This window comes from Pseudomonas sp. Sample_10 (genome assembly GCF_004321495.1).
Lineage (GTDB): Bacteria > Pseudomonadota > Gammaproteobacteria > Pseudomonadales > Pseudomonadaceae > Aquipseudomonas.
On sequence record NZ_RCOE01000109.1, the window covers coordinates 31,240 to 43,870 of the forward strand.

The following is a 12,631-nucleotide window of genomic DNA, read 5'->3' on the forward strand; positions in this document are numbered from 1 at the left end:
ATCTCTAGAGAAGAGGGTCAATGGCGCACAGTGGCGCCTGTGCGCTGTAGTCGTCGGCGTACGGGATGGCCGGTTGGAACAGACCTTTCCAGTCCGGTTGACCGAAGGCGCGATCGCTGTGGCTGCGCATCAGTTTTTCGAATTGTCGTTGGGCCTTGCGTTGCAGGGCGGGGTAGTCGACGCCTTGGACCTGACCTTCGTGCATCACGCAGCGGCCATCGATGTAACTGGCGATGCAGTCGTCACCGCGCCCGGCCAGAACCAGGTTTTTCAGCGGATCGAATAACGGCCCCAGGTGCATTCCGCGCAGATTGAACACCGTGATGTCGGCCTTGCAGCCCGGCGCGAGGCGACCGATATCGTCGCGGCCCAGTGCCTTGGCGCCGCCCAGGGTCGCCGCGTTGTACAGGTCCAGCGCGCTGGTCAGTTGATTGCCGCCCTCCATCAGGCGCGCAATGTTCAAGCCTTGACGCATGTTGTCCAGCAAGTCCGCCGGCCAGGTATCGGTGCCCAACGCGAAGTTGATGCCTTTGGCCCGATAGCGGCCGAACGAATTCAGCGCCTCGCCATCCCGGGCAAACACCACCGGGCAATGCACCAGGCTGGCGCCGCCATCCACCACTTGCTGCAGGTCTGCATCGCCGCGGGTATAGATGCCGTGGGGCAACAGGCTGCGCGGGGTCAGCAAGTCCAGTTGCTGCAACCAGCCCAGTGGCGAGGTGCCGCGCAGTTGCTCGACCATGGCCACTTCGCCGAGGCCCTGACAGCAATGCAAGCGCATCGGCGCGTTCAGCTCCCGACTCAGCGCGGCGGTGCGTTGCAACAGGGTGGGCGTGCAGGTCTGGATGCGATCAGGCAGTAGCGCACCGCGAATCAGGCCGCCGTTCGCGCCGTCGAAATCCACGAAAAAGCGCTCGGCCGCATCGAGTCCGGCCATGCCCCGGGGTTCATCCCAGTGATGCGCCAGGGTGCCGTCGGCCTGCCAGTAGCTCATCCCGCTCATGTAGCAAGGACCGAGGTAAGTACGCAGGCCCAACTCGGCCGCCACACCGGCCACGGCCGCGAACTCGTCGTAGGTTTCCGCCCATTCGCGGTAGTACATCGAGGTGATCGGCATGGCGGTGGTGATGCCGTTGCGGATCAGTTGCGTAAAGGCGTAGCGATACTTGGACACTTCTTCGTCGAGGCTGTAACTCTCCCGCGGACCGTGTGCCAGATACTCTGCCGACCACATGCGACCCATGTCGCGCTCTTCGCCGTTGTCCAGCGTCAACACCGTGGAATCGAGATCACCAAGGGCGTCCAGATCAATGAAGCCGGGGCCGATCAGTGCGTTGCCGTAGTCGATCCATTGATCCACCGGCCCAGCATAACCGCGCCCGACAAACTCAATGCGTGACCCGTTGAAGACCACTTCGCCGTCGCGCCACAGCACATGCTGCACACCGTCGAAGCCGACCACGCAACCGGCTCGTAAACCGATGCGTTTCACAGTCGGCTTTCCAGCAAGCGACCAGCCGATGCGATCAACCGACCTGCGCGATAGACCTGACGCAGCGGCCGGGAAACCACCGCCTCACCCAGTGTTTGTACCGGCATCAGCAGGAAGTCCGCGGGCTGGCCGATCTCCAGGCGATTCGCTTCGCAGCCCAACGCCTGGGCGCCATTGACCGTCGCGGCCTCAAACGCCGCTGCCAACTCTTCGTCCTTGTTCAAATCGAAACGGAACGCCAGCAACATGGCGCGCTCGAGCATGTCGCCATTACCCATGGGCGACCAGGCATCACGGATGCCGTCAGACCCCAGGCACACATTCACCCCGGTTTCGCGCAAGGCAAGGAACGGCGGCACGGCGCAGTCGGCAGGCGCCGAACTCATCAGTGAAATGTGCAAGGCAGCCAAGCGTTCGGCCAATGGTTTGACCTGACTCCACTGCAGCATGCCGAGGCAATAGGCGTGGCTGATCATCACTCGACCCTGGCGGTTGAAACGCTCGGTGTAGTCAGCGATCAGTGCAATCTGCCACAGGCCCAATTCGCCCTTGTCGTGCAGGTGAATGTCCACGCCGCGGTCAAAATCGCTGGCCAGCTTGAACACGAAATCCAGTTGCGCGACGGGATCATTGTCAATGCCACACGGGTCGAGCCCGCCGACGTTTTCCACGCCGAGGGCCATGGCTTCGCGCATCAGTTCGGCCGTACCGGGGCGGCTGATCAGGCCGGTTTGCGGGAATACCACCAGTTGCAGGTCGATCAGGTCACGGTATTTTTCGCGCAATTGCTGCATGGCCTCGACGTGACGCAAACCGAACTCCGGGTCGATGTCGACGTGGCAGCGCATCGTCAGCGAGCCACGGGCGATGCAGTTTTCCAGCAGCGCGCCGGCCCGTTGCGCGATGGGTGTCGTGACCTCGCGCAGAATGCGCCGTTCGTTGGCGATGTAGTCCTTGAGTGTCGGACCGGCGCTGTTTGGACGCCAGGGTTGGCCCCAAAGGGTTTTGTCCAGGTGCACATGGCTTTCCACCAGTGCCGGGGTCAGGAGTTGGTTCTGGCCATCGATGTCGGTCGCCAGCAGTTCGCTGGAGGAGGCCGGGCGGCGTTGGCTGAACCGACCGTTTTCGATCAACAGGTCCAAGGCGGTCGAACCGTAGGGCCGCACGTTGCGCAGCCAGCGAGGTTGGGTCATTGCGTACCTCAAAATCTTTGGTGTTTGCGCGGGCCTCATCGCTGGCAAGCCAGCTCCCACAGTGATTTGCATTGATCACAAAACGTGTGAACACCTTCAAACCCTGTGGGAGCTGGCTTGCCAGCGATGGCCGCGACTCGGTTTCAAACCGGGCGATCAGCCCTTGAGCTTGGCCCAGATCCGGTCCTGCAGTTCCCGCGCCTTGTTGCTGCATTCCTTCTCGGGACGCAGGCGCGAGGCGAATTCGTCGGGCATGTTGATGGCGTCCATGACCCGCCATTTGGCGTCGATCAACTTGTCGCTCTGAATGCCGTTGGCGTAGGCGATGGCGTTGGACACGGCGGCGGCGTTTTCCGGCTTCATCATCCAGTCGATGAAGATTTTCGCGTTGCCGGGATGCGGTGCGCTTTTCGGCACGGCGAAGTTGTCCTGGAACATCGCCAGGCCTTCCTTCGGATAGACGTACTTGATCGTGCTCTTCTGCAAGGTGGCTCGGGCGGTGGAGCCGTTCCAGTTTTGCATCATGATCACTTCACCGGAGGCCATGCGGTCGACGGTGTTGTCCGAGCTGTACATTTTCAGGAAGGGTTTCTGCTTTTGCAGCAGTTCGAGGATGCGTTTGGCGTCCTGCGGGTTTTCGCTGCACTCGTCGACGTTCAGGTAGTGGCTGGCGGCGTTGATCACGCTGCTGGAGGTGTCGAGGGCGGCGAGTTGGCCTTGCAATTCCTTGCGCGGTTCGAAGAACTCTTTCCACGAGTCGTCGAGTTTGCCGCCAGGCACCCGGGCGCTGTCATAGGAAAACCCGGTGGTGCCCCACAGGTAAGGCGCGGAGAACTTGCGTCCAGGGTCGAAGCTCGGGTCACGGAACGCCGGTTTGACGTACTGGAAATTGGGCAGGGTCGAAGCGTCGATTTCCAGGAGCAAGTCCTGGTTGATCAGGGTGCGCATGATCGATTGCGACGGCACGATCACGTCATAGGCCGCGCCACCGGCCTGCAACTTGGCCAGCAGGGTTTCGTTGCTGTCGTAGCCGTCCATGGTGACTTTGATGCCGGTCTCTTTTTCAAACTTGGCCAGCAGCTCGACCGGGTAGTAATCGGTCCAGTTGTAGAAGAACAGCTCTTTGGGCTCGGCGGCCTGGACGCTGAACGACGTGAAGCAACTCAAGGCCAGACCGGCAACGGCGAAACGCATGCTTTTGACTTTCTTGTTCATATCAGAAGGCTCCAGGCTTATTGTTGTTTGCCGCGCTGTCCCAGCCAGAAAGCCAGAACCACCAGCACGATGGAAATCACCAGCATCAGAGTCGAGATCGCATTGATCTCCGGCGTTACCCCGGACTTGATTGCCGAGAAGATGTACACCGGCAGCGTCGTCGAACCCGGTCCTGCGACGAAGAACGTCATGATGAAATCGTCGAGGCTGACTACGAACGCCAGCACCGCTCCGGACAACACCGCCGGCCATAACAGCGGCAAGGTCACTCGGCGAAACACCTGCCACGGGTTGGCGTAGAGGTCGTTGGCCGCTTCCAGCAGACTCTTGTCCAGGTCATTCAGGCGTGCGCGGATCGGTAAATAGGCGAAGGGAATGCAGAAGCCGATGTGCGCGACGATCACCGTCAGCAAACCGAGCTTGATCCCCAGGGCCATGAACAGCAGCAGCGTGGCGACCGCGGTGACGATCTCCGGCAGGATCAACGGCAGGTTGATCCCGCCCTCGACCATTTTCTGCCCGTAGAACGGTCGGTAAGTCGCCAGTGCCGCGAGCAGCGCAATCGCGGTGGCGCAGACCGTGGCGATGCTGGCGACGATGATCGAGTTCAGCGCCGCCGTCTGGATCGACGGGTTGGCCAGGATGCGCCCGTACCAGGCGAAGGAAAATTCGGTCCAGACCGTGGCCGAGCGATTGGCATTGAAGCTGTAGGCGATCAACACGAAAATCGGCAGGTACAGGTAGGCCAGGATCAACAGGCTGACTTCGCGGGTCAGCGGCAGTTTTTTCAGGTGCAAGGCAATCATGCGGTAGCTCCCCGACGAAGGGTTTTGGCGGCGCTGCGGCTATACAAGGCGTACAGCACCAGCGACAGCAGCAGAATTCCCAGCAACAGGAACGACAGCGAACTGCCCAGCGGCCAATTGCGCGCGGTGCCGAATTGCTGCTGGATCAGGTTGCCGATCATCAAGGTCTTGCCACCGCCGAGAATCGCTGGGGTGATAAATGCGCCCAGGCTCGGCACGAACACCAGCAGGGAGCCGGCTATCACCCCCGGCATCGACAGTGGCAGGATGATCCGCCGCAACGCGTGCCACCGATTGGCGCCAAGGTCATAGGCGGCTTCCACCAGGCGCCAGTCGAGTTTTTCCAGAGTCGAGTAGATCGGCAGAATCATGAACGGCAGGAAGCTGTAGACCAGCCCGACGCTGACCGCGAAGTCGTTGTAGAGCAGGGTGATGCCACCGGCCTGGGGCAACAGCGCGTTGAGGCCTTGGGCGACCCAGCCGTGTTCGCGCAGGATGATCAGCCAGGCGTAGTTGCGGATCAGCAGGTTGGTCCAGAACGGGATGGTGATCAGCAACACCATCAGGTTGCGTCGACGCGGGGTCAGGCTCGACATCCACAACGCCACCGGAAAGCCGAACAGGAAACACAGGATGGTGGTGCCACCGGCCTGGAACACCGAACGGATCAGCGCCTGGGCATAGACCCAGTTCAGCTCCAGTTCGCCATCGAAACCCTCCTGGAAAAACAGCTGCACGTAACTTTGCAATTGCCAGTCGGCCTGCCAGTCAACGCCACCGTAGACGTTGCGCGGCAACAGGCTGATGTAACCCATGATGCCCAGCGGGATGGCGATCAGCGCCAGCAGGGTCAGGACCACCGGGCTGAGCAATAACGCACGGTTGAGGGCGGGAGAAGTACTGCTGACGCTCATCTCAGGCCTCCATCAACAGACAGGCGTGGGGCGGCAGGTTGACCGCGACGCGATCGCCGACCACTCGGCCATGGTTCAGGCCTTCGTTGTTCTCGCGCAGCATGACTTTGATGTCATTGTTCAGGCGGCACTGATAGAGGGTTGCAGTGCCGACATACAACACGGCCTCGATCACGCCGCGCAGGTGATGCGGTTGCGCCGGATCGACCAGTTGCGAGCGCTCGGGGCGAAACGCCAGTTGCACCCTGGAGCCGTCGAAGCCTTGGGCCGGGCAGGGGATCTCTACCGGCATGCCGTTGGGCACGAAGAGTTTTTCATTTTGCTGGCCACGCTTGAGGTGGCCGGGAAGGAAGTTGATGTCGCCGATGAATTGCGCGACGAACTGGTGCTGCGGACGCTCGTAGATGTCATTCGGTGTGCCGATCTGCAAGATCTTCCCGGCCGACATCACCGCAATGCGATCGGACAGGGTCAGTGCTTCTTCCTGATCGTGGGTGACGAAAATGAAGGTGATCCCGGCTTCTTTTTGCACGCGCTTGAGTTCGACCTGCATTTCCTTGCGCAGCTTGAGATCCAGCGCCGACAGCGGTTCATCCAGCAACAGCACTTTGGGTTTTGGCGCCAGAGCGCGGGCCAGAGCCACCCGTTGCTGCTGGCCGCCGGACAGTTCGGCCGGTTTGCGTTTGGCCAGGTGCTGCATTTGCACCAGCGCCAGCATCTCATCGACGCGTTGCGGGATCAGTTTGCGATCAAGGCCCTGCATCTCCAGGCCGAAGGCGATATTCTGCGCAACACTCATGTGTGGAAACAGCGCGTAGCTCTGGAATACCGTGTTGACCCGACGCTTGAACGGCGGCAGGTCATTCACCGGTTCGCCGGCCAGACGGATTTCACCGTCGCTGACGTGCTCGAAACCGGCAATGGTGCGCAGCAAGGTGGTTTTGCCGCAGCCAGAAGGGCCAAGCAGGGTAAAGAATTCGTTGTCGGCGATATCGACCGAGACGTTGTCCAGGGCTGGAGCCATACCGGGATCGTCGGAATAGCGCTTGGAGACGTTTCGCACTTCAATTGCAACTGGATGACCCATAATGGTGCATTCCTCTAATTATTGTATGCAAAATCTGGATGCAATTTAGAAATACCCGGATTAACCTGCCGGTGCAAGCCCCTTTTTCAATGGCTGGTTATTTCGCCAGGGCTGTTTGCACAGGGCGCCAGGAGTTGATGAATGACTGAAAAGAAACTGGAAACCACGGTCGACCGCGTCTACCAAGGGGTTTACGAAGCGATCAGCAAGCGTTCGTTGCGTCCGGGAATGAAACTCGGCGAGGCTTCCTTGGCCGAGCTTTTTAATGTCAGCCGTACGTCAGTCCGAGCCGCGCTCAAGCAATTGGAGGCTGACGGATTGGTCACCACCGAACCCAATAAAGGTGCATCGGTGTCGCTGCCCAGTGACGAAGAGATCCGTTCGCTGTTCGAAACCCGGCGCTTGATCGAAATCGGCATCGTCAGTGAACTGTGTCGGCGGCGCGATACAGCGGTGACACAGGACCTGCGCGATCACTTGCTGCTGGAAGATGAAGCGCACCAGAGCGGCGATCACGAACGGCTGATTCATCTGCTCGGCGAGTTCCACATCAAACTGGCTCGCAGCCTGAACAACCCGGTGCTGCTCGATTGGTTCCAGAAGCTGATATCCCGCGCTTCTCTGTACGCCGCAGCGCTGGACGACGACAGTCATGAAGCCTGCCGCGACGATGAACATTTGCGACTGATCGAATACATCGAAGCCGGCAACCAGAGCGCCGCTATCGAACTGACCTGCATGCATTTGAATGGCATCGAGAAAGCGATCCTCGACGTGGCCGCGACCTTGAAGAGCAGCTACAACCCGCTCAAGCATTTAATAGAGGTTTGAATTCAACGCAGATCGATGCAGGAGCGAGCCTGCTCGCGATGGACGTCAACGATAACGTTCCCTGACTGATTGATCGCAGTGTCTTGAGATTTTTCGCCAGCAGGCTGGCTCCTACAGGGACTGAGGCGTTTGCGGGCCGGAGGTTGGCCCGTGAGAATCAGCTATACCTCTATGAAACGAATGGCGCGCACGATGCTCGAAACAATCGGGTGCAGTAACCGGGGCGTAGAGTCAGCCTATGCAATTTCTAGAAGATAGCCATGGGTGTTCTGGCTGGAACGGCGAAATGGCCGAGCGCATTCGTACGTTCGACTGGAGCGGGACCGAGTTGGGCGCGATCGAAAACTGGTCCAAAAGCCTGAGCGGCACGGTGCAATTGATGCTTGCTTCGCCATTGCCGATGGTGATGCTTTGGGGCCGGCCAGGCTACATGATCTACAACGACGCCTATTCGCAGTTTGCCGGCGGGCGTCATCCGTATCTGTTGGGGTCACCGGTGGAGTTGGGCTGGCCGGAAGTTGCCGAATTCAATCGGCACGTGGTCGATACCTGCCTGGCGGGCGGCACCTTGTCCTATCGCAACAAGGAACTGGTATTGCTGCGCGACGGTGTGCCTGAAGACGTCTGGCTGGATCTCTATTACAGCCCGGTCGCCAACGATGACGGTTGCCCCGGCGGGGTCATGGCCATGGTGGTGGAAACCACCGAGTTGGTGATTTCCGAGCGTCTGCGCCAAGCCGCGGAAAATGCCTATCGCGCCGACAACGAACGGGTACGTCTGGCACTCAATGCCGGAGCCTTGCTCGGCTCATTTGTCTGGGACATCAAGTCCAACGTGTTGAGTGGCGATGATCGCTTTGCCCGCACCTTTTCCTATCCTGCCGGGCAGAGCCTGGACAACCTGCCGCAGGAAATTGCCGAAGCGCGCATCCATCCCGACGATCTCGCCTGGGTTCAGGAACAAGTCAAACAATCGATGCAGACCGGCTCGCCTTTCAACGCCGAATACCGGGTGTTGCGTCCTGACGGCAGTTTCCTGTGGGTGTTGGCCAGCGGTTGTTGCGAGTTCGATGAACAGGATCAGCCCTTGCGTTTTCCCGGTGTGCTGATCGACATTCACGAACGCAAGATCGCCGAAGAATCCTTGCTCAAGTTCACCCGGGATCTGGAGCAGCGCGTGGCCTATGAAGTCGAAGCGCGGCTGGTGGCGGAGGAGCAGTTGCGCCAGTCGCAGAAGCTCGAAGCCATTGGCGGTCTCACCGGTGGCGTGGCCCACGACTTCAATAACCTGTTGCAGGTGATCGCCGGCAACCTGCATTTACTGGCGCGCCACGAACCGGACAACGTCAACGTGCAACGTCGGGTCAATTCCTCGCTTGCCGCTGTCGAGCGCGGTGCAAAATTGTCTTCGCAGCTGTTGGCCTTCGCCCGTCGTCAACCGCTTTCCCCGGCAATTTTTACGCCGCAGCAGATTTTTGACGGCCTTGGCGAATTGTTGCAGCGTGCGTTGGGCGAAACCATCCTGGTGCATATGACCGCGCCCGCTGAGCCTTGGCGGGTTTTTGTCGACCGCAATCAGTTGGAAAACGCCATTCTCAACCTGGTGATCAATGCCCGCGACGCAATGAAAGGCGAGGGGACGATCGAGTTGAGCGCCGACAACATTCGCCTGGACCATGAATTCTGTACCGGCAAAGGCATCGTGCCCGGTGACTATGTACAAGTCAGCGTGGCCGACACCGGGGGCGGCATGGCGCCGCAGGTGCTCGCCCAGGCATTTGAACCGTTTTTCACCACCAAGCCCGACGGACAGGGAACGGGGTTGGGGCTGAGCATGGTGTTCGGTTTCGTCAAGCAGAGTGGCGGCCATATCGAGATGTCCAGCGTCGTCGGCCAGGGCACACGGGTGGCCCTTTATTTTCCGCGCAGCCTGCGTCCGATGGACAGCGAAAGCAGCACGCCGGACGTGCAGCAGCGGGGCGGACACGAGCGGGTGCTGGTGGTGGAAGACAACGACGCGGTGCGTGCTTCGTCGGTGGAATTGCTGCGAGAGGAGGGCTATGAGGTGCTGACCGCTGCGAACGCCGATGTCGCCATGCAAATGCTGTTGGAGGGCGTATCGGTGGATCTGATTTTTACCGATGTAGTCATGCCTGGCCTGATCAAGAGTTCGGACCTGGCCGCCTGGGCCAAGGTGCAAAATCCTCCGGTGGCCGTGCTGTTCACCTCGGGGCATACCCGTGACATCATCTCGCGCAATCACCAGCTCAGCCCCGATACCCATCTGCTGAGCAAACCCTACAGCCCGGATGCGTTGACCCGGATGATTCGCATGGTCCTCAACGGCTGACACTCCATTTTTTCGCGACCTTACTTTTCAAGGCTACCCGATGACTTCAACGCGCACCTCCAACCCAAAATCCGGCATGGTCAGGGTGCGCGGCGCCCGGGAACACAATCTCAAGAACGTCGACGTCGATATCCCGCGCGATGCCTTGGTCGTGTTCACCGGCGTGTCCGGATCGGGCAAGTCGTCACTGGCGTTTTCGACGTTGTATGCCGAAGCGCAACGGCGTTATTTCGAATCGGTGGCGCCGTATGCGCGGCGGTTGATCGATCAGGTCGGCGTGCCGGACGTGGACTCCATCGAAGGCTTGCCGCCCGCCGTCGCCTTGCAGCAGCAACGGGGCACGCCGAGTACACGTTCTTCGGTGGGCAGCGTAACGACGCTGTCGAGCCTGATCCGCATGTTGTATTCCCGTGCCGGCAGCTACCCGGCAGGGCAACCGATGCTGTATGCCGAAGACTTTTCCCCGAATACACCGCAAGGCGCCTGCCCTGAGTGCCATGGGCTGGGCCGGGTCTATGAAGTCACCGAAGCGCTGATGGTGCCGGACCCGAACCTGACCATCCGCCAGCGTGCCGTGGCGTCCTGGCCGTTGGCATGGCAGGGTCAGAACCTGCGGGACATCCTGGTGACCATGGGCTATGACGTCGATATTCCCTGGCGCAAGCTGCCGAAAAAACAGCGCGACTGGATTCTCTTCACTGAAGAAACGCCTACGGTGCCGGTGTATGCCGGGCTTACGCCGGAAGAAACCCGGGTCGCCCTCAAGCGCAAAATGGAGCCGAGTTACCAGGGCACCTTCACCGGCGCGCGGCGCTACATCCTGCACACGTTTACCCACTCGCAAAGTGCGCTGATGAAGAAGCGTGTTTCGCAATTCATGCTCGGCAGCCCTTGCCCTTTGTGTGAAGGCAAACGCCTCAAGCGCGAGGCGTTGTCGGTGACCTTCGCCGGCTACGACATCGGCGAACTGTCGCAGATGCCCTTGTTGCAAGTCGCTGAAGTGCTCAAGCCGGTGGCAGCCCAACACTACCTGGAAGAAGGCGAGGAGGCAGGGGAAGTGCTGACTCACGACCAGACCCGCCAGGCCCGGGAACAACGCGTGGCCCACGGGGCCAGCGGCCATGCCAACGCCCCGGATGTGCGCCACACGCCAAACCTGTCGGTGGAGAAACGCCTGGCTGCACAAAGGATCGCCCAGGATCTGCTGGAACGGGTCAGCACCCTGACCGATCTGGGGCTTGGTTATCTGGCGCTGGAGCGCAGTACGCCGACGCTGTCTTCGGGTGAATTGCAGCGTTTGCGCCTGGCGACGCAACTGGGCTCACAACTGTTCGGTGTGATCTACGTGCTGGATGAGCCCTCTGCGGGCCTGCATCCAGCGGATGGCGAGGCGCTGTTCGAGGCGCTGCAACGCTTGAAAGCGGCGGGCAATACGTTATTTGTGGTCGAGCACGATCTGGAAACCATGCGTCGCGCCGACTGGTTGATCGATGTTGGCCCGGCCGCGGGTGAGCTTGGCGGTCGCGTGCTGTACAGCGGCGCGCCGGCCGGCTTGGCCGATGTTGCTGACTCGCAAACCCGTGCGTATCTGTTCGCCGACAAAACCCGCCAATCGCAAGCCAGCCGCAAGCCCAGCGACTGGCTGCGCCTGGAGGGCATCACGCGCAATAACCTCAACGACCTCAGTGTTGAGTTTCCATTGGGTTGCTTCACCGCGGTCACCGGTGTCTCAGGGTCTGGCAAATCCAGTCTGGTCAGCCAGGCGCTGCTGGAACTGGTCGGCGCGCACCTGGGACGCCCAACGGTCGACCATGATCCGCAAGAACTGAGCCTGGAAGACGACGCGCCGCAAGTCAGTGGCGGGCAGGTCAGCGCAGGCCTGGATTCGATCAAGCGACTGGTGCAAGTCGATCAGAAACCCATTGGGCGCACACCACGCTCCAACCTTGCGACCTACACCGGGCTGTTCGACAACGTGCGCAAGCTCTTCGCCGCCACACCTGAGGCTCAGGCGGCGGGTTACGACGCCGGGCAGTTTTCGTTCAACGTCGCCAAGGGCCGTTGCCCAACCTGTGAAGGCGAAGGTTTTGTCAGCGTTGAGTTGCTGTTCATGCCCAGCGTCTATGCGCCTTGCCCGACGTGCCATGGTGCGCGCTACAACCCGCAAACGCTGGCGATCGGTTGGCAGGGCCGCAATATTGCCCAGGTGCTGCAATTGACCGTGGACGAGGCGGTGGAAGTATTCGCCGAGCAAGCTGCAATTCGACGCTCACTGGAAGTGCTGCGCGACATCGGCCTCGGTTATCTGCGTCTCGGCCAACCGGCCACTGAACTGTCAGGCGGCGAAGCGCAGCGGATCAAACTGGCCACCGAGTTGCAGCGCAATCAACGCGGGGCGACGCTGTACGTGCTCGATGAACCGACCACCGGCCTGCACCCGCGGGACGTCGATCGCCTGCTGGAACAGTTGAACAACCTGGTGACGGCCGGGCATACGGTGATCGTTGTCGAACATGAAATGCGTGTGGTCGCGCAGAGTGACTGGGTGATCGATATCGGACCGGGAGCCGGAGATCAGGGCGGCAAGATTGTCGTGGCAGGGACGCCGCAGAAAGTCGCGAAGAACAAAAAGAGCCGGACAGCGCCGTTTTTGGCGCGTGCCTTGTGATCAATCCCTGTGGCAGCCCGCCTGCTGGCGAAAAATCTCCCGACACCACGATCATTCAGACAGGGCACGTTACCG

At 60.5% G+C, this 12,631-nt stretch carries 9 protein-coding genes; 3 read left to right on the forward strand and 6 right to left on the reverse strand.

Annotation, left to right across the window (positions count from 1 at the left end; genetic code table 11):
* Positions 1–4: 4 nt before the first annotated feature.
* The 6 genes from D8U18_RS10205 to D8U18_RS10230 all read right to left on the reverse strand — a co-directional run bounded on the left by D8U18_RS10205 (position 5) and on the right by D8U18_RS10230 (position 6,707).
* The gene (locus tag D8U18_RS10205; RefSeq protein ID WP_131107563.1) at positions 5–1,492 is read right to left on the reverse strand and encodes an amidohydrolase family protein; all 1,488 of its coding nucleotides are present in this window, start codon (positions 1,490–1,492) and stop codon (positions 5–7) included.
* On the reverse strand, positions 1,489–2,685 hold the full coding sequence (locus D8U18_RS10210) for an amidohydrolase family protein (protein WP_131107564.1): 1,197 nt from the start codon (positions 2,683–2,685) through the stop codon (positions 1,489–1,491). Before D8U18_RS10210 ends, D8U18_RS10205 begins: the two co-directional genes overlap by 4 nt.
* A gap of 156 nt (positions 2,686–2,841) precedes the next feature.
* Positions 2,842–3,900: an extracellular solute-binding protein gene (locus D8U18_RS10215; RefSeq protein ID WP_131107565.1), complete on the reverse strand. Its 1,059-nt coding sequence runs from the start codon at positions 3,898–3,900 to the stop codon at positions 2,842–2,844.
* A gap of 17 nt (positions 3,901–3,917) precedes the next feature.
* Positions 3,918–4,706, reverse strand: a complete 789-nt coding sequence (locus tag D8U18_RS10220) for an ABC transporter permease (RefSeq protein ID WP_056852845.1) — start codon at positions 4,704–4,706, stop codon at positions 3,918–3,920.
* Positions 4,703–5,620, reverse strand: a complete 918-nt coding sequence (locus D8U18_RS10225) for an ABC transporter permease (RefSeq protein WP_056852844.1) — start codon at positions 5,618–5,620, stop codon at positions 4,703–4,705. The genes D8U18_RS10220 and D8U18_RS10225 overlap by 4 nt, the downstream gene beginning before the upstream one ends.
* A 1-nt stretch (position 5,621) precedes the next feature.
* Positions 5,622–6,707: an ABC transporter ATP-binding protein gene (locus tag D8U18_RS10230; protein WP_131107566.1), complete on the reverse strand. Its 1,086-nt coding sequence runs from the start codon at positions 6,705–6,707 to the stop codon at positions 5,622–5,624.
* 141 nt (positions 6,708–6,848) lie between these two features.
* Here D8U18_RS10230 and D8U18_RS10235 point away from each other — a divergent pair, with 141 nt between their 5' ends.
* From D8U18_RS10235 to D8U18_RS10245, 3 genes are all read left to right on the forward strand, one after another.
* Positions 6,849–7,538, forward strand: a complete 690-nt coding sequence (locus tag D8U18_RS10235) for a GntR family transcriptional regulator (RefSeq protein WP_007987445.1) — start codon at positions 6,849–6,851, stop codon at positions 7,536–7,538.
* Between the two features lie 238 nt (positions 7,539–7,776).
* The gene (locus tag D8U18_RS10240; RefSeq protein WP_131107567.1) at positions 7,777–9,888 is read left to right on the forward strand and encodes a PAS domain-containing hybrid sensor histidine kinase/response regulator; all 2,112 of its coding nucleotides are present in this window, start codon (positions 7,777–7,779) and stop codon (positions 9,886–9,888) included.
* 40 nt (positions 9,889–9,928) lie between these two features.
* On the forward strand, positions 9,929–12,556 hold the full coding sequence (locus D8U18_RS10245) for an excinuclease ABC subunit UvrA (protein WP_131107568.1): 2,628 nt from the start codon (positions 9,929–9,931) through the stop codon (positions 12,554–12,556).
* Positions 12,557–12,631: the final 75 nt, after the last annotated feature.